This is a genomic window from Kitasatospora sp. CB02891, from assembly GCF_002803145.1.
GTDB classification, from domain to species: Bacteria; Actinomycetota; Actinomycetes; order Streptomycetales; family Streptomycetaceae; genus Kitasatospora; species Kitasatospora griseola.
On record NZ_NNBO01000003.1, the window covers coordinates 463,359 to 484,952 of the forward strand.

A 21,594-nucleotide genomic window follows, 5' to 3' on the forward strand; every position below is an offset into this window, starting at 1 on the left:
GGCTGATCGGGTAGCCGGGCGGCGCGTTAGCGGGGGCTGCCCGTGAGTGCCGCATAAGGATGGAGTAGCGTTTGGCCCGCATAAGCATTCAAACCGTGCCCGTGGCCGGACCGCCGGAGAGACCAGACAACGGACTCTCCATGGTGGTGCGTTCGCGGGCGAGACTTCGGGAAGGCGCTACGTGAGTCCCAACGGCTCCGACCGCTCGCCGCGGCGCACGATGCGGCGGAAGCTGCCTCAGGCGCTGGCACTGGGCCTCGTCATCGCGACCGCCACCGGCTGCTCGGCCAACGACCTGCCCAGGCTTGGCCTCCCCAGTCCCGTCACCAAGGAAGGCCCTCTGGTCCTTCACATGTGGCAGGGCTCGTGGATCGCGGCTCTGGTTGTTGGTGCATTGATGTGGGGTCTGATCCTCTGGAGCGTGATCTTCCACCGGCGCAGCCGCACCAAGGTGGAGGTCCCCGCTCAGACCCGGTACAACGTGCCCATCGAGGCGCTGTACACCGCGGTCCCCCTCGTCATCGTCTCGGTGCTGTTCTACTTCGTCGCTCGCGACGAGGCCACCCTGACGAAGGTCTCCGAGAAGCCCCAGCACACCATCAACGTGGTGGGCTTCCAGTGGAGTTGGGCGTTCAACTACGAGAACAGCGAGATCCCCGACCCGTCGAGCACCACGGCGGCGTACGAGGTCGGCAGCACCAAGGAGGCTCCGACCCTCTACCTGCCGATCAACGAGTCGGTGAAGTTCAAGCTGACCTCGAACGACGTCATCCACGACTTCTGGCCCGTCAACTTCATGATGAAGATGGACGTCGTGCCCGGTGTGGTCAACGAGTTCGAGGTGACCCCGACCGCGTACGGCACCTTCCGTGGCAAGTGCGCCGAGCTCTGCGGCGTCGACCACTCGCGGATGCTCTTCAACGTGAAGGTCGTCTCGCACGACGAGTACGAGGCGCACCTGAAGGAACTTCGCGACAAGGGCCAGGCCGGCGCGGTTCCCGCAGGCATCCTCCCCACGGGAAGTAGTGAAGAGAAGTGACCATCCTCAACGAGCCCGCCGCGGCCGGTGGGGCAGCCGGGGCCGTCACCTCCGGGACCCCGCGCGTGCGCAAGCCGGGCAACGCGATCATCAAGTGGCTCACCACCACTGACCACAAGACGATCGGCACCCTGTACCTGGCGACCTCGTTTGCGTTCTTCCTGATCGGTGGCGTGCTCGCCCTGGTCATGCGCGCCGAGCTCGCCCGGCCGGGTACGCAGATCCTGTCGAACGAGCAGTTCAACCAGGCGTTCACCATGCATGGCACGATCATGCTGCTGATGTTCGCCACCCCGCTGTTCTCGGGCTTCGCCAACTGGATCATGCCGCTCCAGATCGGCGCCCCCGACGTCGCGTTCCCGCGTCTGAACATGTTCGCCTTCTGGCTGTACCTGTTCGGCTCGGTCATCGCGGTGGCGGGCTTCATCACCCCGCAGGGCGCCGCCGACTTCGGTTGGTTCGCCTACTCGCCGCTGTCGGACGCGGTCCGCTCGCCGGGCATCGGCGCCGACATGTGGATCATGGGCCTGGCCTTCTCCGGCTTCGGCACCATCCTCGGTGCGGTCAACTTCATCACCACCATCATCTGCATGCGCGCCCCCGGCATGACGATGTTCCGGATGTCGATCTTCTGCTGGAACGTCCTGCTGACCGCCGTGCTGATCCTGCTGGCCTTCCCGGTGCTGGCCGCCGCGCTGTTCGCCCTGGAGGCGGACCGCAAGTTCGGAGCGCACGTCTTCGACCCGGCCAACGGTGGCGCCATGCTGTGGCAGCACCTGTTCTGGTTCTTCGGTCACCCCGAGGTGTACATCATCGCGCTGCCGTTCTTCGGCATCGTCTCGGAGATCATCCCGGTGTTCAGCCGCAAGCCGATGTTCGGCTACTCCGGCCTGATCGCCGCGACCATCGCCATCGCCGGCCTCTCGGTGACGGTGTGGGCGCACCACATGTACGTGACCGGCCAGGTCCTGCTGCCGTTCTTCTCGTTCATGACCTTCCTGATCGCGGTCCCGACCGGTGTGAAGTTCTTCAACTGGGTCGGCACCATGTGGAAGGGCTCGCTGAGCTTCGAGACCCCGATGCTCTGGACGATCGGCTTCCTGGTCACCTTCCTGTTCGGCGGTCTGACGGGCGTCCTGCTCGCCTCCCCGCCGATCGACTTCCACGTCTCGGACTCGTACTTCGTCGTCGCGCACTTCCACTACGTGGTGTTCGGCACCGTCGTCTTCGCGATGTTCGCCGGCTTCCACTTCTGGTGGCCGAAGATGACCGGCAAGATGCTGGACGAGCGCCTCGGCAAGATCACCTTCTGGACGCTGTTCTTCGGCTTCCACACCACCTTCCTGGTCCAGCACTGGCTCGGCGCGGAGGGCATGCCCCGCCGCTACGCCGACTACCTGGCCTCGGACGGCTTCACCACGCTGAACACGGTGTCGACCATCGGCTCGTTCCTGCTGGGCCTGTCGATGCTGCCGTTCCTCTACAACGTGTGGAAGACCGCCAAGTACGGCGAGAAGGTCACCGTCGACGACCCGTGGGGCTACGGCCGTTCGCTGGAGTGGGCGACCTCCTGCCCGCCGCCGCGGCACAACTTCACCACGCTGCCGCGTGTCCGTTCGGAATCCCCGGCGTTCGACCTGCACCACCCGGAGATCGCCGCGCTGGACTACCTCGAGAACCACGGTGAGATGGCGAAGCACTTCGAGGGTGTCACGCCCGCGCAGTACGACGGCCGCTCCCTGGGCAAGGGCAAGGAGGGCGACGCCCGATGAAGGAACAGGGAAAGATCTTCGCGGGTCTGGCCGTCTTCACGCTGGCCATCGCCATCACGTACTTCGTGTGGACCACCAAGTCGGACCACGGCCTGGAGGCCGCCGGCACCACCGCGCTGTTCCTGGCCTTCGGCCTGTGCGCCTTCATCGGCTTCTACCTGGCGTTCACCGCCAAGCGGGTGGACACCGGTGCGGGTGACAACCCCGAGGCCGAGGTCTCGGACGACGCCGGCGAGCTGGGCTTCTTCGCCCCGCACAGCTGGCAGCCGCTGTCCCTGGCGGTCGGTGGCGCGCTGGCCTTCCTGGGCGTCATCTTCGGCTGGTGGCTGCTGTTCTGGTCGATTCCGGTCCTGCTGATCGGTCTGTACGGCTGGGTCTTCGAGTTCTACCGCGGCGAGAACCAGAACCAGTAGGGTTCCGGATCGCGCGAGCCGTACGGCGGGCCGGGTACTCCCCTCGGGGGGTGCCCGGCCCTTCGTCGTCGGGGTACCGCTCCGAAGTTCCCCCGCGCGGGTTACCCGGAGTGCCTCCGGGGTGACGCCTTCCTACGCTTCGAGGCAGGTTCCAACCCCTGGGAGGTTCCGTTGAAGGGCTCTCGGATAGTCAATACCCGGACCACGCTGGCCGCCCTGCTGGTGATCACACCGGCTGCGGCATGTTCCACCAGCGGCCCGTCCGGAAAGAACTCGCCCCACCAGGTCGACGTGGCGCCGCTGATCCACACCTCGGCGGCCGGGGCGAAGGCCGACCCCACGAAGGCGTTCAGCGTCACCGCGGACGGCACCGCCAAGCTCGGCGAGGTCACCGTCACCGGCCCCGACGGAAAGCCCGTCGCCGGACAGCTCGCCGCCGACCAGCAGCACTGGCAGACCACCGACCCGCTCCGGGCCGGCGCCGGATACACCGTCAAGGTCACCGCCGAGGACGGCAGGGGCGGCCACGGCGAGGCCGACTCCACCTTCACCACCGGGGCCGCCCCGCACGTGATAGGCGCCGACCTCGGCCCCGACAGCTCCGGCAGCGGCGTCTACGGCGTCGGCCAGCCGCTCACCGTGACGCTGTCCGAGAAGGTCACCGACCCGGCGGCCCGCAAGCGGATAGAGAGCGGCCTGACCGTCACCTCGCAGCCCGCCGTGACCGGCGCCTGGTACTGGGTCGACGACCAGAACCTGCACTTCCGGCCGGAGGACTACTGGCCGGCCAACGCCACCGTGAAGCTCGCCTACGACCTGCCCGGCGTCCGGGTCGCCGAGGGCGTGTACGGCGGCGACGAGAAGACCCTGGCGCTGCGGACCGGCGACCGGGTCGAGGCGGTGATCGACGCCGACAGCGACGAGCTGACCTACAAGCGCAACGGCGAGGTGGTCAGGACCATCCCGGTCACCACCGGCAAGCCGGGCTTCGACACCCGCAACGGCGTCAAGGTCGTGCTCGGCCAGGAGTCCTCCGTCCGGATGAGCGGCGAGACCATCGGCATACCCGACGGCAGCAGCGAGTCCTACGACCTGGACGTGAAGTGGGCGACCCGGGTCACCTGGAGCGGCGAGTACGTCCACGCGGCGCCCTGGTCGACCTGGGCGCAGGGCCGGGAGAACGTCAGCCACGGCTGCACCGGCATGAGCACCGACGACGCGAAGTGGTTCTTCGACAACACCCGGGTCGGCGACCTCGTGCAGGTGGTCAACAGCAAGGGTCACGAGATGGAGCCGTTCGGCAACGGCTTCGGCGACTGGAACGTCGACTGGGACGACTACGTGAAGCACAGCGCCCTCGGCAAGCCGGTGAACACGGCCGCGCCGGAGACCGCCGTGAACCACCCGGCGCCGGACGGGACGGCCGCGGGCCGGTAGCGGCACCGACGGCGGCGAGGTCCGCCCGGCAGGAGCCAGCGCTCCCGCCGGGCGGACCTCGCCGTCCGCGTCAGCGGTGGGCGGCGTCCAGCGCCGTCAGGACGGCGGCCAGCGCCTCGTCGCGGCCGAGGCCGAGGCGGGCGGTGCGGGCGACGTACTCGGCGGCGGCGTCGGCCGCCAGGCGGTGCGAGGTGTCCCCGGTGGGGGCGATGGAGGTGCCGGCCCGGCCGCGGGTCTCGACCACGCCGTCCGCCTCCAGCTCGCGGTAGGCGCGGGCCACGGTGTTGGCGGCCAGGCCGAGCTGCTCGGCCAGCGCGCGGACGGTGGGGAGCTTCAGGCCGGTCGGGAGTTCACCCGTACGGGCCTGGGCCGCGATCTGCGAGCGCACCTGCTCGTAGGGCGGCGTGGAGGAGAGGGGGTCGATCGCCACGTGCACCCGGCCAAGATAACAGGGCGTCGGGCCGGTGCCGGAGAAATATGCCAGAACCCCCACCGGCCGGAGCCGATGGGGGTTCTGACGTGGCGTGACAGCTAGGGATCAGTGGTGGCCGTGGCCGCTGGTGATCTCCAGGTACTCCTCGGAGGTGGGCTTGGCGATCTGGTTGCCCTCGCCGTAGAAGCCCTCGGAGAGCTTCGTACGGGTCTTGGTGACCACGCCGGCCTTGCGGGCCACGCCGTTCTCGTCGGTCTCGGCGGGCAGCTCCAGCGGCTGGGGCTGCTCGTGCGCGGTGAGGGTGTGCAGGTCCGTCTGCGACAGCGGGGTGTGGACCTCGACGAACTCACCGTGCGGCAGGCGCTTGATGATGCCCGACTCGCGGCCGTGCAGCACCTTGTCCTTGTCGCGGCGCTGCAGGCCGAGGCACCAGCGCTTGGCGACGAAGAAGGTGATGACCGGCACCACGAAGAAGCCGACCCGGACCATGTAGGTGATCGTGTTGATCGACATGTGCAGGTGAGTGGCGAACAGGTCGTTGCCACCGCCGACCAGCAGGACCAGGTACAGCGAGATCCAGGCCGCGCCGAGCGCGGTACGGACCGGGGCGTTGCGCGGGCGGTCCAGGATGTGGTGCTCGCGCTTGTCGCCGGTGACCCAGGACTCGATGAACGGGTAGACCGCGATCGCGACCAGGACCAGCGGGAAGAGCATCAGCGGGATGAACACGCCCAGGTTCAGGGTGTGGCCGCCCCAGACGGAGATCTCCCAGCCCGGCATGAAGCGGATCAGGCCTTCGGCGAAGCCCATGTACCAGTCGGGCTGGGCGTCGGTCGACACCTGGTCCGGACGGTACGGGCCGTACGCCCACACCGGGTTGATGGTGGCGATCGCGGACATCGCCGCGATGATGCCGAACACCAGGAAGAAGAAGCCACCGGCCTTGGCCATGTAGACCGGCATCAGCGGCATGCCGACGACGTTCTTCTCGGTCTTGCCCGGGCCCGCCCACTGGGTGTGCTTGTGGTAGAAGACCAGGATCAGGTGCGCGACCAGCAGGCCCAGCATGATGCCCGGGATGAGCAGCACGTGGATGGTGAAGAAGCGCGGGATGATGTCCGTGCCCGGGAACTCGCCGCCGAACAGGAACATCTGGATGTAGGTGCCGACGATCGGCACCGCCAGGATCGCGCCCTCCATGAAGCGGATGCCGGTGCCCGACAGCAGGTCGTCCGGCAGCGAGTAGCCGAAGAAGCCGTCGAAGAAGCCCAGGCAGAGCAGCAGGAAGCCGAACAGCCAGTTGATCTCACGGGGCTTGCGGAACGCGCCGGTGAAGAAGACGCGCATCATGTGCACGAACATCGCGGCGACGAAGACCAGCGCGGCCCAGTGGTGGATCTGGCGGATCAGCAGACCGCCGCGGATCTCGAAGCTGATGTCCACCGTCGAGGCGTACGCCTCCGACATCCGGATGCCGTTCAGCGGCAGGTAGGAACCGTGGTAAACGGTCTCCGCCATGCTCGGCTTGAAGAACATCGTCAGGTAGACACCCGTGAGGATGATGATGATGAAGCTGTAGAGGCAGATCTCACCGAGCATGAAGGACCAGTGGTCCGGGAAGATCTTGCGCAGGTTGGCCTTGGCCAGGGAGTAGATCCCCAGCCGGCCGTCGACCCAGTCCGCGGTCGCCTCGGCCTTGTTGGCGGGCTTGGCGCGCGTGCTGGCCGGCTTGGAGGCACCAGTGGTGGTGCCGCTCGCGGTGCTCATCGCTTGCGCTCCCAGTAACTCGGGCCGACGGGCTCGTCGAAGTCGCCGGTGGCGACCAGGAAGCCCTGCTCATCGGTGGTGATCTTCAGCTGGGGCAGCGGGTGGCCGGCCGGGCCGAAGATGACGCGAGCGCCGTCCGCCAGGTCGAAGGTCGACTGGTGGCAGGGGCAGAGCGCGTGGTGGGTCTGCTGCTCGTACAGCGAGATCGGGCAGCCGACGTGGGTGCAGATCTTCGAGTAGGCCAGGATGCCCTCGAAGCCCATGTCGCGGGACTGGGCGTCCTTGATGTCCTCCGGCGCGATCCGGACCAGCATCAGGGCGTCCTTGGCGATGCGCTGCTGGAAGTCCTCGTCCGACTCCTCCAGGCCGTGCGGCTTGGCGAAGGTCAGCGAGCCCTGGATGATGTCCTCGGGCTTCATCGGCTGGTCGGTGTTCATGTTGACCAGCTGGATCGGCTTGGCCTGGGTGGCCTCGTCCCAACCGGTGTGCAGGAGCTTCTTCTCCGGCAGCGGGCCGAGGTCGCGCAGCAGCACCACACCGGACAGCGGCACCAGGGCCATCGAACCGATGAGGGTGTTGCGGATCATCTTGCGACGGCCGAAGCCGGACTCCGCGGCACCGGTCTTGAACTGCTCGATGACGTCGTTGCGGACCTCGTCGGAGGCCTCGATCGGGTGACGGTCGGCCGGCAGCTCGTGGTCCGACATCAGGGTGCGGGCCCAGTGGACCGCGCCCGCGCCGATGCAGAACAGCGCCACGCCGAGGGTCATGCCCAGGGCGAAGTTGAGGGCGCTGACCTTGCCCAGCGGGAAGATGTAGACCAGCTTGTCGGCGTCGATCGCGGCGTAGGACGCGATGAAGCCGACGGTCGCCAGCATCGACAGCACGAACATCAGCGACACCTGGCGCTCGGCCCGCTTGGCGGCCCGCTCGTCGATGTCGGTCCGACGCGGCTCGTGGGCCGGCAGGCCCGGGTCGGCGAACGGGTCGTCGTGGGTGACGACCTCAGCGCCGTGGGAGGCTTCGTGCGCCTCCGGCAGGTTCTCTGACATGTCGTGGCTCATGACTTCTTGGCCTTGGTGGTGTGGGCGGCGACCCAGATCGCGATCACGATCAGCGTGCCGATACCGAAGATCCAGCTGAACAGGCCCTCGGTGAAGGGGCCGAGGCTGCCCAGGGCCAGACCACCGGGGTTCGGCGCGTCGTTGGTGTTCTGGACGTACGCGATGATCGCGCGCTTCTGCTCCTCCGGCATGGTGGTGTCGGGGAACGACGGCATGTTCTGCGGGCCGGTCTGCATGGCCTCGTAGATGTGCTTGGAGTCCACGCCCTCCAGGGAGGGGGCGTACTTGCCGTCGGTCAGCGCGCCGCCCTTGCCGGCGAAGTTGTGGCACTGGGCGCAGTTGGTGCGGAACAGCTCGCCACCCTTGGCGACCTGCTCGGCGTTGGTGACCTTGTCCTCGGACGGCTGGTACTGGTCCGGGTTCGGAGTGACCGGGCCGGGGCCGAGCGAGGCCACGTACGCGGCCAGCTGGTCGATCTCGGACTGGTTGTAGACGGCCTTCTTGCGCGGGACCTGCGCGCCCGGCTGCTGGGCCGGCATGCGGCCGGTGCCGACCTGGAAGTCGACAGCAGCAGAGCCGACGCCGACCAGCGACGGACCGTCAGAAGTGCCCTGGCCGTTCAGGCCGTGGCAGGAGGAGCAGCCGACGGCGAAGAGCTTCTTGCCCTCGTCGATGGCGAGCGACTGCGAGGAGCTGTCGGCCTGCGCCTTCGAGGCGGGCGCGAAAGCGGCGTACAGCCCCCCGGTGGCCGCCAGGGCGAGAAGTAGAACGACGACCGCCGCCAGTGGGTGGCGCCGTCGTGCGGAGAGCTTTTTCACGGAATAACCCCGGTGTCAGGATCTGGTCGGCAGCAGCCTGCCCCCGACTCCACACGCGTCGCGATGACGCCGGGTCAGGGGCGGGGCGGCTGTTACTTGATCAGGTAGATGGTCGCGAACAGGCCGATCCACACAACGTCGACGAAGTGCCAGTAGTACGACACCACGATCGCCGCGGTGGCCTGCTCGTGGGTGAAGCGCCGCGCCGCGTAGGTCCGGCCGAGGACCAGCAGGAAGGCGATCAGACCACCCGTCACGTGGAGTCCGTGGAAGCCGGTGGTCAGGTAGAACACCGTGCCGTACGGGTCGGAGGACAGCGAGAGGCCGTCCTTCTTGACCAGGTCGGTGTACTCGAAGATCTGGCCGCCGATGAAGATGGCGCCCATCACGAAGGTGACCACGAACCAGGAACGCAGCTTCTTCACGTCACCGCGCTCGGCGGCGAACACGCCGAGCTGGCAGGTGAGCGAGGAGAGCACCAGGATCGTGGTGTTGACCGAGGAGAAGGGCACGTTGAGGGCATGGGCCTTCTCGTGCCAGAACTCGGCGCCCTTGACCGAGCGGAGGGTGAAGTACATCGCGAACAGGGCCGCGAAGAACATCAGCTCCGAGCTCAGCCAGACAATGGTTCCCACGCTGACCAGGTTCGGCCTGTTGACCGCTCCGTGCGCGTGTCCGGTTTCTGTTGCTGTTGCTGTCGCCACGACGGACATTATGTCGGTCCCTTATTCCGTCTTCACGCCGGGGGGTCTCCCTCGGAGTGTCCGGTGCGTGAGGTATGCCCGCCTCGCGGTCCGTCCGTTTTCTGACGGTTGTTCGGACCGGGTGAGGGAACTGGGCCGGGGGAGTGAGCCCGTGGCGCGGCGGCTTGAGCGAGATCGCGTCGGGGTCTCTTCAGGACGGGCCCACCGGAGTAGCATCCGTCCCAGAACGTGGTCCGGGTCACACTGGGCCGTTCGGTCGGGGTCCGCGCGCGGTCGCGGCCCGCACGGACACAGTGGACACATATAAGAGGACGAGCACCAGGAAGCAGGGGACATGGCGCAGCACACCGACGAGACGCTCACCGTTCTCGTCTACAGCGACGACCGCAACACCCGTGAGCAGGTGACCCTCGCCCTCGGCCGGCGCCCCGCCGGGGACGTTCCCGCGCTGGAGTACCTGGAGTGCGCCACCGCCCCCGCGGTGCTGCGCGCCCTGGAGAAGGGCGGCGTCGACCTGTGCGTGCTGGACGGCGAGGCGGTGCCCGCCGGCGGCCTCGGCCTCACCCGGCAGCTGAAGGACGAGATCTACGGCTGCCCGCCGGTGCTGGTGCTGATCGGCCGCCCGCAGGACTCCTGGCTGGCCGCCTGGAGCCGGGCCGACGCGGCGATCTCGCACCCCGTCGACCCGGTCGCGCTGGTCGACGCCGCGACCACGCTGCTGCGGGCCCGGGTGGCCCGGCGGGCGCCGGTCGCACGCTGACCGGTCCGGTCCGCGGACCGGTCCGTCTCACCTGGAGAGAAGGGGACGGCAACTCGGGGCGGCCGTCCCCGCCCGCTCGATAGGCTGACTCCAATTCCTCTGCGACAAGACGAGAGCTGGAGACGGCCATGGTGAACGTGCACTCTGCGAACGGCGGTAGCGACCCCGCGCAGGTGGTCCGCACCTGGCCCGACCTCCTGATGGCCCTGATGCGCGGCGAGGACCTCGCCCAGGCCGACACCGCCTGGGCGATGGACCGGATCATGAGCGGCGAGGCCAGCCCCGTGCAGGTGGCCGGCTTCCTGATCGCGCTGCGCGGCAAGGGCGAGACGGTCGAGGAGATCTCCGGCCTGGTCGAGGCGATGTACGGGCACGCCGTGCCGCTGGACATCCCCGGCCCGGCCGTCGACATCGTCGGCACCGGCGGCGACCGGGCCAAGACCGTCAACATCTCCACCATGTCGGCGGTGGTCGCCGCGGCGGCCGGTGCGAAGGTGGTCAAGCACGGCAACCGGGCCTCCTCCTCCGCGTCCGGCTCCTCGGACGTGCTCGGCCGGCTCGGCATCAACCTCGACCTGTCCGCCGCCCGGGTCGCGGCGGTGGCCGAGGAGGTCGGACTGACCTTCTGCTTCGCCGCCAAGTTCCACCCTTCGATGCGGCACACGGCGCAGGCCCGCGCCGAACTCGCCGTCCCGACGGTCTTCAACATCCTCGGCCCGCTCACCAACCCGGCCCGGGTCGGCGCCCACGCGGTCGGCTGCTTCGACACCCGGCTGGCCGGACTGATCGCCGGCGTGCTCGCCCGGCGCGGCGGACAGGGACTGGTGTTCCGGGGTGACGACGGACTCGACGAGCTGACGATCACCACCACGTCCCACGTCTGGGTGATCCGGGACGGCCGGGTGACGGAGACCCGGTTCGACCCGCGGGACGTCGGCATCGAGCTGGTCGGGATCGAGGCGCTGCGCGGCGCCGACGCGGAGTTCAACGCGGCGGTCGCCCGGCGGGTGCTCAACGGGGAGCGCGGGGCGGTGCGGGACGCGGTGCTGCTCAACAGCGCCGCCGCGCTGGTGGCGCTGGAGCTGACGGACGCGCCGCTGGGCGAGCAGCTCGCGGCGGCGATGGTGCGGACGGCGGCGGCGATCGATTCCGGGGCGGCGGGGGAGCTGCTGAAGCGGTGGGCCGACGCGACCCAGTGAGCTTCAAGGGTCCGCCCGGGGAGGGGAGTTGCTCCTCCCCGGGCGGACCTTGCCGTTGGTGGGCGGCTGTCTGCGCCCCAGGCGGGGCGGGGGCGCGGGTGACGAGGTTTCAGGAGTGTGTCCAGGTGGCGGACGGGGGTTGAGCGCGAGGGGCTCTCGTGTAAGGTCTTTCGCAGGTCATGAGTGGCAGCGACAAGCCCCAGCTTGCTGTCCGGCAACCCTCCGTCCGTGGCGGGGTGCCCTGGGTGAGGACCGGGCTGCGCGGCGATCCGTCCGCACGGCAAGCGCGGACTTCCGGTCGATGCACCCCGGGGTCCTTACCCCGTGGAGGAGTGCATCCATGTCCGTGATCGCCGAAATCTGTGAGCCGCTGGCCGTCCTGGGCCAGGAGGTCGAGGTGCCGTTGGCGTCCGGCGAGAAGGTCGGGTACGCGGCGCTGGACTACGCGGCGAGTGCGCCGGCGCTGGCCCGGGTGTGGGAGGACGTGGCGGCGTACGCGCCGTACTACGGGTCCGTGCACCGGGGGGCCGGGTACCTGTCGCAGCTGTCGACGGACCTGTTCGAGCAGAGCCGACGGACCGTCGCGGAGTTCCTGGAGCTGCGGGACGGCGACCAGGTGGTGTTCACCCGGGCGACCACCGATTCGCTGAACCTGCTGGCCGGGGCGGTGCCGGTCGGGACCGAGGTGTTCGCGTTCGAGACCGAGCACCACGCCTCGCTGCTGCCGTGGCGGCGCGAGGGCCTGACGGTGCGTTACCTGCGGGCGCCGCGTTCGCACGGTGAGGCGGTGGCCGCGCTGGAGGAGGCGCTGCTGGGGGCGGCCGAGGGGCCGAAGCTGTTCTGCGTGACCGGGGCGTCGAACGTCACCGGTGAGCTGTGGCCGGTGAAGGAGCTGACTGCGGTCGCGCACCGGTACGGCGCCCGGGTGGTGCTGGACGCGGCCCAGCTGGCGCCCCACCACCGGGTGTCGGTGCGGGAGTTGGACGTCGACTGGATCGCGTTCTCCGGGCACAAGCTGTACGCGCCGTTCGGCGCCGGCGTGCTGGCCGGCCGGGCGGACTGGCTGGACGCGGCGGAGCCGTACCTGGCCGGCGGCGGGGCGAGCCGGACGGTGGCCCGGGAGCTGGACGGCTCGGTGGCGGTGGAGTGGCACACCGGCCCGGCCCGGCACGAGGCCGGTTCGCCGAACGTGATCGGCGCGTACGCGATCGCCTCGGCCTGCCGGGCGCTCACCGAGGCCGGCTTCGACGCGCTGGAGGCCCGGGAGCGGGCGCTGGTCGCGAAGTTGACGGAGGGGCTGGCGGCGATCCCCGAGGTGCGGGTGCTGAGCCTGTTCGGCGAGGACGCGGACCGGGTCGGCGTGGTGTCGTTCGTGGTGCGCGGCTGGAACAGCTCGCACTTCTCGGCCGCGCTGTCCGCCGAGTACGGCATCGGCGTGCGGGACGGGCTGTTCTGCGCGCACCCGCTGGTGCGGACGCTGCTCGGCGGGGAGGACGCGGCGCCGGGCGAGTGCGGGGCGCCCGAGCCGTCGCTGCCGGGGGAGCGCAGCCTGAACGCGATCCGGGTGAGCTTCGGCGCCGGCACCCCCGTCGAGCACCTGGACCGGTTCCTGACGGCCGTTCGGGACCTGGTCACCGACGGGGCGCGGTGGAGCTACCGCAGCGAGGGCGGCCGCTGCGTCGCGGACACCAGGCAGCGCTGAGCGGCTACTCGTCCAGGCCGAGCGAGAACGCGGCCTCCAGGTCGTGCTGCGAGTAGGTGCGGAAGGCGATGTGGGTCTCGGTGTTGGAGACGCCCGGGACCTTGTTGAGGCGGCCGGGGATCACCTCGGCCAGGTCCTCGTGGTTGCGCACCCGGACCATGGCGACCAGGTCGTAGGTGCCGGTGACGGAGTAGACCTCGCTGACGCCCTCGATGGCCGCGATCGCCTCGGCGATCTCGGGGATCCGGTCGACGCTGGTGTTGATGAGGACGATCGCGGTGATCACTGAGCAACTCCTGTTCGAGAAGGTGCGCCCAGGGTATCGCCCGCCGGACGGGCGGCCCAGGCGAACAGCCAGCCCGTCACGAAGCCGATCACGTGCACCAGATAGGCCACTCCGCTGCCGCCGGAACTGACGGACCACCACTGGAGCGCGAACCACAGGCCGAGCACCAGCCAGGCCGGGAACCGCAGCGGCAGGAACAGCAGGACCGGCACCAGCACCGTCACCCGCGCTCGCGGCCACAGCCGCAGGTACGCGCCCAGCACCCCGGCGATCGCGCCGGACGCGCCGACCAGGGCGCGCATCCCGTCCGCGGTGTGCGCCTCGGCCACCGCGTAGCCGTAGGTGGCCAGGTAGCCGATCGCCAGGTAGCCGGTCAGGAACCGGATCCGGCCCAGCCGGGCCTCCACGGCCGGGCCGAAGACGAACAGGAACAGCAGGTTGCCGACCAGGTGCAGCCACCCCGCGTGGACGAACAGCGAGGTGAGCACGGAGAGTTCGGGGATCTTCGAGGGGGTCGGCGGCAGCGTGCAGCCCGGCGTCGCAGGGGTGAGCGAGGACAGCCGGTCCGCCGTCAGGGGACGGCCGCCGAGCAGTTCGGCGGGCACCGCGCCCCAGCGGTGCTCGTAGCGCTGCTCGGCGCAGGCCCGGGCGGGGCCGCTGCCGTACGCCGGGTTCAGACCGCCGGCCGGGCCGGCCAGCAGGACCAGCGCGGAGAGCGCGATCAGCAGGTAGCAGACGACCGGGGTGCGGGCGGTCCGCCCGGTCGTCGGCGAACCGGCCCGGGCGGGGGTGGTGAGCACCATGCCGGTGAGCATTCCTCGGGGGCGCGTCCGCGACACCGGGCGCTGCTCCGGACGGGTGAGCGTCCGGGCGGTGGACCGGTGACCCGGCCGCCGCGGCACAGGCAATAGGCTGGAGGCCCGGAACCGGGACCAGCCGAGAGGGACCACTGATGACCATTGCCGCGCCGACCGCCGAGACCCGCTGGCGCTGCACGCTGTGCGGCAACCTCACGCGCTTCGACGTCACCCGGTCCTCCCGGGTGATCGATTTCGTGCACTTCGACCTCGCCGGCGACTCCAAGGTCGAGGAGACCCAGGTGCTCTCCGAGACCGTCGAGTCGGTGCGCTGCCGCTGGTGCAACGCCGTGGACCAGGTCGAGCTGGTGGCCCGCCCGGGCGCCGAGGAGTCCGCGGAGGGCGGCCCCGCGCAGGGCTGACGCACTTCCACCGCCCCGCGTTCCCGTCCGCGCCCCGGACGGGGGCGCGGGGCGGACTCGTCGGCGGGGTGCTGTCGGTGCGGCACGGTAGACGGGACAATTGCAAGCAGCGGCGGACACCAACGCCCCCGGCACCCGCCGGGGCCCGCCCGGACCAGGATCGGAGCCGAGAACAGTGGCGGAGGCAGCGAACGCGCCCACGGGCACGGACGGGACCGCGCCCGCTCCGGTCCGACAGACCCAGGACGCTGGGCCCGTCGAGGCCGCCGAGACCGCACCGGGCGCCGAGGACGGCAACGGCGAGACGGCCGGTCGGGCGCTGCCCGAGGGCGTGCGGCGCCGGGTGGTGGGCATCGCGTCCGACGCGCTCGGCGGCATCGCGCCCGGCGAGCTGCCCGCCGCGCTGCGCCCCTACGCGAAGTTCACCGCCGCCCGGCGGGCCAAGTACGCGGCGACCGCGCTGGCCGCCGCGCTGGAGTCCGACCCGGCGTTCCGGGTGCGGATAGCCGAGCGGCTGCGGCTCGGTCAGCCCGACCTGGTGCGCGCGCTGGAGGCGGGCACCGTGCCGGCCGCCGCCGACCCGATGGACGTGGCGGCCGCCGCCTACCTGGTGCGGCCCACCGGCTGGGCCCGGCTGGTCGAGGAGGCCGGCGAGCAGGCCGAGCGGGTGGACGCCGAGGGCGTCGCCGCGGAGGCCGCCCGGACGGTCGAGAAGCTCCAGGAGGAGCTCGCCGAGGCCCGCGCCGCCGCCCGCGCCGAGCTGGACCGGCACCGCGCCGAGTCCGAGGGGGTGCGCCGGGAGGCCGACTCGCTGCGCAAGAAGGTCCGCTCGCTGGAGGCCGACACCCGCCGGGCACAGGCCGAGAGCCGCCGCCTGGCCGCCGAGCTGGAGGCCGCCCGGGCCGCCGCCGCGGCCGAGCGCGGCGCCGCCGAGGTGGAGGCCCGCCGGCTGCGGCACCGGGTGTCCGAGCTGGAGTCCGCGGTGGAGACCGGGCGGCGCACCGCCCGGGAGGGCCGCAGCGTCGAGGACATGCGGCTGCGGCTGCTGCTGGACACCGTGCTGCAGTCCGCGCAGGGCCTGCAGCGGGAGTTGGCACTGCCGGTGACGGCGCTGCGCCCGGCCGACCTGGTGGAGGCGGTGGAGCCCGGCTCGGCCTCGCCGCACGACGTGGCCCGGCGCGGCCTGGCCGAGGACGATCCGGCGCTGCTGGACCAACTGCTGGCCATCCCGCAGGTCCACCTGGTGGTGGACGGCTACAACGTGACCAAGACCGGCTATCCGCAACTGCCGCTGGAGCAGCAGCGGCTGAGGCTGCTGGGCGGCCTGGCGATGCTGGCCCAGCGGACCCAGGCCGAGGTGACCTGCGTGTTCGACGGCCAGGACCTGGACGTGCCGGTGATCATGGCTCCGCCGCGCGGTGTGCGGGTCCGGTTCAGCCGGACCGGGGAGACCGCGGACGAGCTGATCCGCCGCATGGTGCGGGCCGAGCCGCAGGGCCGACCGGTGGTGGTGGTCTCCGCCGACAAGGAGGTCGCGGACGGGGTGCGCAAGGCCGGCGCCCGCCCGGTGGCCTCGGTGCTGCTGCTGAACCGGCTGTCGCGCAGCTGATCGAGTTGACGGGCGGTCAGCGGCGTTGAAGCGTCCGGAGTGTGTCGGTGTCGTGAAAGGGGGCGGAGAAGCCGATTCGGGAGCCCCCCGGGAGTGGACGCGGGGGTAGGGACTTCACTAGGGTCTGGCGTCAAACCTATATTCCGGACTATCGCCTGATCGGGTGAGTCCAGCAGGAAGAAGGAGCACCGCCGTGGCCTCCCACCGCCGTCCCAAGCAGCCGAGTCGCGCCCGGGTGACCGTGCTGACCGCTGCCGCCGCGACCGCGGTCGCCCTGTCGGCCCAGGTGAGTGCGCACGCCGCGCCGGCCCAGCCGAACAAGGACGAGGTCAAGGCGCAGGTCGACAAGCTGCTGGAGGAGCAGGAGCAGGCCGCCGAGAAGTACAACGGCGCCAAGGAGAAGGCCGACCAGCTGCGCAAGCAGGCCGACCAGCTGCAGGACCAGGTGGCCCGCGGCCAGGAGCAGCTGACCGAGCTGGCCTCCGGGCTGGCGGCGGTGGCCGGCGACCAGTACCGGCACGCGGGCATCGACCCGTCGATGCAGCTGATGCTCTCCTCCGACCCGGACAAGTACCTGGACCAGGCGTCCTCCTTCGACCAGGCGGCCAGCACCCAGGCCGCCACGCTGAAGTCGCTGGAGGACCAGCAGCGCCGGCTGGACCAGCAGAAGCAGGAGGCGGCGACCGTCCTGGCCGAGCTGGACAGCTCCACCCAGGCGCTCAACGACGCCAAGAACGACGTGCAGAGCAAGCTCCAGGAGGCGCAGAAGCTGCTCAGCCAGCTCTCCGCCACCGACCGGGCCGCGATCCTGCGCGGCGGCGGCGCAGCCTCGCGCGGCGCCGACCGGGTCGACCTGGGCAGCCTGCCGAAGGCCGCCGGCTACGCCGGCGTCGCGGTGCAGCGGGCGCTCGACAAGCGCGGCTCGGCCTACGTGTGGGGCGCGACCGGCTCGAGCACCTTCGACTGCTCCGGCCTGATGGTGTGGGCGTACGCGCAGGCCGGCGTCTCGCTGCCGCGCACCTCGCAGTCGCAGGCCGGCGTGGGCACCAACGTGGGCAAGGACTGGCACAACGCGCAGCCCGGTGACCTGGTGGTCTACTACAACGACGCGCACCACGTGGGCATGTACGTCGGCAACGGCATGGTGGTGCACGCGCCGCGCACCGGCGACGTGGTGAAGCTGATGGCCGCGGACACCCTGCCGATCCTCACCATCCGCCGGGTCTGACGGTCCGACAATCCGGACATACGCCCCAGAGGGCGACAACTGACGCGCCGTGACACGCCCGGACGGGTCGAGATTCCACTGTGATCTCGAACACGTCCGGGCGTTGTGTTTTTCGATGGAACGAAGGGAAATGCTGCGCACTGTGCAACGAATCCCTTACGTTCGGTCATTTCCGTAATCGAAATTGACTCAGATTCAGATTTTTTTCGGACAAGGATTTGAACCGATCACGGATCGGTTACTAGGGTCTTGGTTCGACCGCCGCAGAGTCGATCGCCCAAGGGGGGCGACGGTGGGGGTCGCCGCCGAGTCCGTGACGCAGCGGGCGGATCGTCAGAACGAGGTCCGCCGACGGGGATACCCCTGCGGGGGTGCTGTCGAACGGAGCCGGGGAACCACGTTCCCCCGGGGTGAATCGGCGCCGGGCCGGCCGCGACAGCGGTCGGTGAAGCGCTGTAGGGCATCTCTTCCGGCCCGAACCCGTCAGCTCACCCGGTAGGCGGTGTGAGGAAGAAGGAGTCCGCCTTCGTGGCGTCCCATCGCCGTCCCAAGCCCGTCGGCCGTGCCCGGGTCTCGATTCTCACTGCCGCTGCCGCCACCGCCGTCGCGCTCTCCGCGCAGACCGGCGCGCACGCCGACCCGGCGCCCACCAAGGACCAGGTCAAGCAGCAGGTCGACCAGCTCAACGAGCAGGCCGAGGTGAAGACCGAGGCGCTCAACGCCTCCGTCGAGAAGCAGCAGAACCTGCAGAAGCAGGTCACCCAGTTGCAGGACCAGCTGGCCCGCCAGCAGGACCAGGTGACCACCGTTCAGGACAGCCTGGCCAACATCGCCGCCGAGCAGTACCGCAACGGCGGCATCTCGCAGACCATGCAGCTGATGCTCTCCAGCAGCCCGGACGCCTTCCTCGGGCAGGCCGGCACGCTCAACACGGTCGGCGCCACCCAGGCGGACCTGCTGAAGAGCTTCAAGGCCGAGCAGGCCAAGCTGGACGGGCAGCGCAAGGAGGCCGAGCAGAAGCTCGCCGAGCTGGACACCACCACGAAGGCCCTCCAGGCCGACAAGGAGGACGTCCAGGCCAAGCTGGCCAAGGCGCAGGACCTGCTCAACACGCTCACCCAGAAGGAGCGCGACGAGCTCGCCGCGGCCGAGGCCAAGGCCGCCGACGCCTCCCGCAGCCAGGCCGAGCGGGCCTCCCGCGACACCGCCCGGACCGGCCTCGCCGCCCCGGTGCAGGCCCCGGCCGGCTACGCGGGCGCCGCGATGAGCGCCGCGCTGTCCAAGCTGGGCAGCTGGTACTCCTACGGCGCGGCCGGCCCGAGCACCTTCGACTGCTCCGGTCTGATGCAGTGGGCGTACGCCCAAGCGGGTGTGTCGATCCCGCGCACCTCGCAGGCCCAGGCGGGCGCCGGCACCAACATCGGCACCAACATCGCCAACGCCCGACCGGGTGACCTGATCATCTACTACGGCGACCAGCACCACGTCGGCATGTACGTCGGCAACGGGCAGATCGTGCACGCCCCGCACACCGGCGCGCAGGTCCGCTACGAGTCCGCCACCGTGATGCCGATCACCAAGATCGTCCGGATCTGACGGCTCCTTCGAGCGCCCGGCCCGGCACCCCGCACAGGGGGTGCCGGGCCGCACTCGTTCCGGTGTCCGATTCGCGGTCGAATATTCGAGGTTGTCAGGGTTTGGACTGGATCCTTCCGACTCGCTAACCTCTGGCCCGGCCCCCCGTGCGGACGGCCGCCCGACCGGCGGGCGGCGGCGGAGGCCGGCCGCAGGAACGGAGTCGTCGCACGTGTCCGTGCACCGTCGCCCCCCACTGCCCGGTGTCCAGCGCCTCGCCCGCGCCCTGGCGCTCACCGCCGCCGCGACCGGCGTCCTCCACCTCGGCGTCGCCCCGGCCGGCGCCGCGCCGACCGACCCGCCCGACCGCGCCGACGTCAAGGCGCAGGTCGACCAGCTGTACGAGGAGGCCGAGCAGGCGAACGAGAAGTACAACGCGGCCCAGGAGCAGCAGCGGAGGCTGCAGCGCGAGGCCGGCGCCCTGCAGAGCCAGGTCGCGGCCGGGCAGGACGACCTCAACCGGCTGCGCGGCGACCTCGGGGCGGTGGTCGCCGCCCAGTACCGCACCCAGGGCCTCGACCCCACCCTGCGGCTGATGCTCGACCAGGACCCGGCGTCCTACCTGGCCGGCGCCCGCGCCCTCGGCCAGGCCACCGAGCGGCAGAACGAGACCCTGCGCGAGCTGCACGAACGGCAGCGCCGACTGGACCAGCGGCGCCAGGAGGCCACCGCCAAGCTCGACGAACTGGAACAGGCCCGGCAGCGCCTGGCCGCCGCCAAGGACGAGGTCCACAGCCGGCTCGCCCGGGCGCAGCGGCTGCTGGGCGGCCTCAGCGCCGCCGAGCGGGTCCGGCTGGCCGACGACGACGCCCGGGACGCCCAGGACCGCGCCACCCGCGGCACCGACCGGCTCGACCTCGGCGACCTGCCCCCCGCGTCCGACCGCGCCGCGGCCGCGCTGAACGCCGCCGTCTCGAAGATCGGCTCCCCGTACGTGTACGGATCCACCGGCCCGACCACGTTCGACTGCTCCGGTCTGATGTACTGGGCGTGGCGGCAGGCCGGAGTGACCCTGCCGCGGACCTCGCAGGGACAGGCCTCGGCCGGTCGGCGGGTGAGCCTCGCCGAAGCCCGGCCCGGAGACCTGGTGATCTTCTTCAAGGACAGGCACCACGTCGGCATGTACGCCGGCGGCGGGGTCGTCGTGCACGCGCCCCACCCCGGCGCCCGGGTCCGCTACGAGAGCGTCAGCGCGATGCCGGTCAACTCGGTGGTGCGGGTCTGAACCAGCACGAGCCCCTGGTCACCGACCTGCCGCCGGAAGCCCCGCGACAGGCCGGGGCCTCGCTGTCCCGGCGGGCCGCGCTGCTGGTCGCCGCCGGGTGCGCCGCCCAGCTGTCGCTGCCCCGGGTGCTCCCGGCCGGGCCCGTCGCGCCGGCCGCCGCCCCGCCCGCGCCGGGCGCGCCGTCCGGGGTCCGGGAGGCCGTCACGCAGGTGCTGGCGCGGCGGGCGAGCGCGATCCTGCGGCGCGACCCCGGCGGGCTGCCGACGGCGGTGGGCGCCGAGGAGGCCGACCGGGACGTGCTCACCCGCACCGCGGCGATCCGCTTCACCGAGTACACGCTGCGGCTGACCACGTTCGCCGAACCCGCGCCCGGCGCCGACCGGCTGACCGTCGGCGCCGAACTCGGCTACCGGATCGCCGGCGTGGACGACTACCCGGCGCTGCTGGAACGGCAGGTCGAACTCCGGCGGGAGCCGGCCGGCTGGCGGGTGCTCAGGGAGGTGCCGACCGGCGCGGTGGCGCCCTGGGACCTGGGCGCCGTCCGGACCGCGACCGGGCAGCACAGCCTGGTGCTGGGCCTCGGCGAGGGCGCCGAACTGGCCGACCTGGCCGCCCTCGCCGACCGCGCGATGCCCACTGTCGAGGCCGTCTGGGGCGCCTGGAAGCCCGGCCGGCTGCTGCTCGAACTGCCGCTCACCGTCCAGCAGTTCGCCCGTCGGATGGACGTCTCGGCGGACGCCTACCAGGGGATAGCGGCGGTCACCCTGGCGGTCGGCGGCGCGCCGACGCACACCCCCGCCGACCGAATCGTGGTCAACCCCGAGGCGTACCGGCAGCTCAGCGAGCTCGGCCGGCGGGTGGTGGTGACCCACGAGGCCACCCACGTCGCGACCCGGGCCGACACCAGGTCGTGGACCCCGCTGTGGCTGTCCGAGGGCGTCGCCGACTACACCGGCTACCAGGGCACCGGGCGGACCGTCCGGCAGATCGCCCCCGAACTCGCCCGGGACGTCCGGGCCGGACGGATGCCCGCCGGGCTGCCCACCGACGACGCCTTCACCGCCGGTTCGGCCGGCATCGCCCAGGCCTACGAGCAGTCCTGGCTGGCCTGCGACCTGATCGCCCGCCGGTACGGGCCGCAGCGGCTGGTGGCGCTCTACCGGGCCGTCGGGCAGAACGGCAGCGGCGGTCTGGAGCGTGCCTTCCGGTCCGAACTCGGCCTCGGCGTCGCCGAGTTCACCAAGAGCTGGGAGGCCGAGGTGGCCACCCTGCGGTCCTGAGCTC

Annotated in this window: 20 protein-coding genes and 2 riboswitches; of the genes, 13 read left to right on the forward strand and 7 right to left on the reverse strand. The window is 71.0% G+C overall.

All coding sequences use genetic code 11. From position 1 onward, the window contains the following. The first annotated feature begins 181 nt into the window (after positions 1-181). The 4 genes from coxB (at position 182) to CG736_RS10850 (ending at position 4,661) form a co-directional block, all read left to right on the forward strand. Entirely contained in the window at positions 182-1,039 is an 858-nt protein-coding gene (gene coxB / locus CG736_RS10835; RefSeq protein WP_043913543.1) for a cytochrome c oxidase subunit II, read from the forward strand. Beyond that, complete coding sequence (gene ctaD / locus CG736_RS10840; RefSeq protein ID WP_100585956.1) at positions 1,036-2,811, forward strand: cytochrome c oxidase subunit I; 1,776 nt, start codon at positions 1,036-1,038, stop codon at positions 2,809-2,811. The genes coxB and ctaD overlap by 4 nt, the downstream gene beginning before the upstream one ends. After that, a complete protein-coding gene (locus CG736_RS10845; protein ID WP_043913540.1) occupies positions 2,808-3,224 on the forward strand; it encodes a cytochrome c oxidase subunit 4 in 417 nt (138 codons plus the stop codon). Before ctaD ends, CG736_RS10845 begins: the two co-directional genes overlap by 4 nt. Before the next feature lie 171 nt (positions 3,225-3,395). Further along, positions 3,396-4,661, forward strand: coding sequence for an Ig-like domain-containing protein (locus CG736_RS10850; protein WP_232733914.1), 1,266 nt, complete (start codon positions 3,396-3,398; stop codon positions 4,659-4,661). Between the two features lie 70 nt (positions 4,662-4,731). On the opposite strand, the gene CG736_RS10855 is transcribed toward CG736_RS10850, so the two are convergent. The 5 genes from CG736_RS10855 to CG736_RS10875 all read right to left on the reverse strand — a co-directional run bounded on the left by CG736_RS10855 (position 4,732) and on the right by CG736_RS10875 (position 9,456). Continuing rightward, on the reverse strand, positions 4,732-5,097 hold the full coding sequence (locus tag CG736_RS10855) for a GntR family transcriptional regulator (RefSeq protein WP_043913536.1): 366 nt from the start codon (positions 5,095-5,097) through the stop codon (positions 4,732-4,734). A 102-nt stretch (positions 5,098-5,199) separates the two neighbouring features. After that, the gene (locus CG736_RS10860; protein WP_100585957.1) at positions 5,200-6,861 is read right to left on the reverse strand and encodes a cytochrome bc complex cytochrome b subunit; all 1,662 of its coding nucleotides are present in this window, start codon (positions 6,859-6,861) and stop codon (positions 5,200-5,202) included. Then, the gene (locus CG736_RS10865; protein WP_232733915.1) at positions 6,858-7,913 is read right to left on the reverse strand and encodes a ubiquinol-cytochrome c reductase iron-sulfur subunit; all 1,056 of its coding nucleotides are present in this window, start codon (positions 7,911-7,913) and stop codon (positions 6,858-6,860) included. The genes CG736_RS10860 and CG736_RS10865 overlap by 4 nt, the downstream gene beginning before the upstream one ends. 8 nt (positions 7,914-7,921) lie before the next feature. Then, complete coding sequence (locus CG736_RS10870; RefSeq protein WP_043913533.1) at positions 7,922-8,743, reverse strand: c-type cytochrome; 822 nt, start codon at positions 8,741-8,743, stop codon at positions 7,922-7,924. 92 nt (positions 8,744-8,835) lie between these two features. After that, a complete protein-coding gene (locus CG736_RS10875; RefSeq protein ID WP_043913532.1) occupies positions 8,836-9,456 on the reverse strand; it encodes a heme-copper oxidase subunit III in 621 nt (206 codons plus the stop codon). A 325-nt stretch (positions 9,457-9,781) separates the two neighbouring features. Here CG736_RS10875 and CG736_RS10880 point away from each other — a divergent pair, with 325 nt between their 5' ends. The 3 genes from CG736_RS10880 to CG736_RS10890 all read left to right on the forward strand — a co-directional run bounded on the left by CG736_RS10880 (position 9,782) and on the right by CG736_RS10890 (position 13,108). Continuing rightward, positions 9,782-10,207, forward strand: coding sequence for a response regulator transcription factor (locus tag CG736_RS10880; RefSeq protein WP_043913531.1), 426 nt, complete (start codon positions 9,782-9,784; stop codon positions 10,205-10,207). Between the two features lie 128 nt (positions 10,208-10,335). Then, positions 10,336-11,406 carry an anthranilate phosphoribosyltransferase gene (trpD, locus tag CG736_RS10885; protein ID WP_100585959.1) on the forward strand — a complete coding sequence of 357 codons (1,071 nt, stop codon included), beginning with the start codon at positions 10,336-10,338 and terminating at the stop codon, positions 11,404-11,406. 175 nt (positions 11,407-11,581) lie between these two features. Beyond that, positions 11,582-11,699: riboswitch (SAM riboswitch) on the forward strand. 47 nt (positions 11,700-11,746) lie between these two features. Then, positions 11,747-13,108 (forward strand): aminotransferase class V-fold PLP-dependent enzyme, encoded by a 1,362-nt coding sequence (locus CG736_RS10890; protein WP_100585960.1) that lies wholly within the window; start codon positions 11,747-11,749, stop codon positions 13,106-13,108. 4 nt (positions 13,109-13,112) lie between these two features. Here the strand turns inward: CG736_RS10890 and CG736_RS10895 are convergent, their stop codons facing one another. Together CG736_RS10895 and CG736_RS10900 are read right to left on the reverse strand one after the other, a co-directional pair. Beyond that, positions 13,113-13,394, reverse strand: coding sequence for an Lrp/AsnC ligand binding domain-containing protein (locus CG736_RS10895; protein ID WP_043913528.1), 282 nt, complete (start codon positions 13,392-13,394; stop codon positions 13,113-13,115). Beyond that, on the reverse strand, positions 13,391-14,197 hold the full coding sequence (locus CG736_RS10900; RefSeq protein WP_232733916.1) for a rhomboid family intramembrane serine protease: 807 nt from the start codon (positions 14,195-14,197) through the stop codon (positions 13,391-13,393). Before CG736_RS10900 ends, CG736_RS10895 begins: the two co-directional genes overlap by 4 nt. A gap of 149 nt (positions 14,198-14,346) precedes the next feature. Here CG736_RS10900 and CG736_RS10905 point away from each other — a divergent pair, with 149 nt between their 5' ends. The 6 genes from CG736_RS10905 to CG736_RS10930 all read left to right on the forward strand — a co-directional run bounded on the left by CG736_RS10905 (position 14,347) and on the right by CG736_RS10930 (position 21,590). Beyond that, a complete protein-coding gene (locus CG736_RS10905) occupies positions 14,347-14,613 on the forward strand; it encodes a hypothetical protein (RefSeq protein WP_043913527.1) in 267 nt (88 codons plus the stop codon). 175 nt (positions 14,614-14,788) lie between these two features. After that, entirely contained in the window at positions 14,789-16,222 is a 1,434-nt protein-coding gene (locus tag CG736_RS10910) for an NYN domain-containing protein (protein ID WP_100585962.1), read from the forward strand. 193 nt (positions 16,223-16,415) lie between these two features. Beyond that, the gene (locus CG736_RS10915) at positions 16,416-17,450 is read left to right on the forward strand and encodes a C40 family peptidase (RefSeq protein WP_100585963.1); all 1,035 of its coding nucleotides are present in this window, start codon (positions 16,416-16,418) and stop codon (positions 17,448-17,450) included. Positions 17,451-17,812: 362 nt separating this feature from the next. Then, positions 17,813-17,968: riboswitch (cyclic di-AMP (ydaO/yuaA leader) on the forward strand. Positions 17,969-17,978: 10 nt separating this feature from the next. Beyond that, positions 17,979-19,046 carry a C40 family peptidase gene (locus CG736_RS10920; RefSeq protein WP_100586030.1) on the forward strand — a complete coding sequence of 356 codons (1,068 nt, stop codon included), beginning with the start codon at positions 17,979-17,981 and terminating at the stop codon, positions 19,044-19,046. A gap of 211 nt (positions 19,047-19,257) precedes the next feature. Next, entirely contained in the window at positions 19,258-20,310 is a 1,053-nt protein-coding gene (locus CG736_RS10925; protein WP_100585964.1) for an NlpC/P60 family protein, read from the forward strand. Positions 20,311-20,435: 125 nt separating this feature from the next. Further along, on the forward strand, positions 20,436-21,590 hold the full coding sequence (locus CG736_RS10930) for a hypothetical protein (RefSeq protein ID WP_100585965.1): 1,155 nt from the start codon (positions 20,436-20,438) through the stop codon (positions 21,588-21,590). Positions 21,591-21,594 lie beyond the last annotated feature (4 nt).